The following is a 416-nucleotide window of genomic DNA, read 5'->3' on the forward strand; positions in this document are numbered from 1 at the left end:
TAACCCGTATGTGCAACGCGCTTGCCAGGCGCGAAAGAGCTAACCTACACTAGCGGGATTCTTTTTGTTAACCCCTACCCCACGCGTACAACCGCGTGGGGAGACGACGCGGATTTTTAACTATGCGTATCCCCCGCATTTATCATCCTGAACCACTGACCAGCCATTCTCACATCGCGCTTTGCGAAGATGCCGCCAACCATATCGGGCGCGTACTGCGCATGGGGCCGGGGCAGGCGTTGCAATTGTTTGACGGTAGCAACCAGGTCTTTGACGCCGAAATTACCAGCGCCAGCAAAAAAAGCGTGGAAGTGAAGGTGCTGGAAGGCCAGCTCGACGATCGCGAATCTCCGCTGCATATTCACCTCGGTCAGGTGATGTCGCGTGGTGAAAAAATGGAATTTACGATCCAGAAA

1 protein-coding gene is annotated in these 416 nt (G+C 54.1%); it reads left to right on the plus strand.

Going from position 1 to position 416, the window contains the following annotated elements:
• Window positions 1-122: 122 nt before the first annotated feature.
• The coding region (locus ACNFOC_RS55585) for an RsmE family RNA methyltransferase (protein WP_416966470.1) at window positions 123-416 on the plus strand (294 nt) is incomplete at its 3' end.

It is taken from the genome of Streptomyces colwelliae (genome assembly GCF_048158785.1).
Taxonomy (GTDB): domain Bacteria; phylum Actinomycetota; class Actinomycetes; order Streptomycetales; family Streptomycetaceae; genus Streptomyces.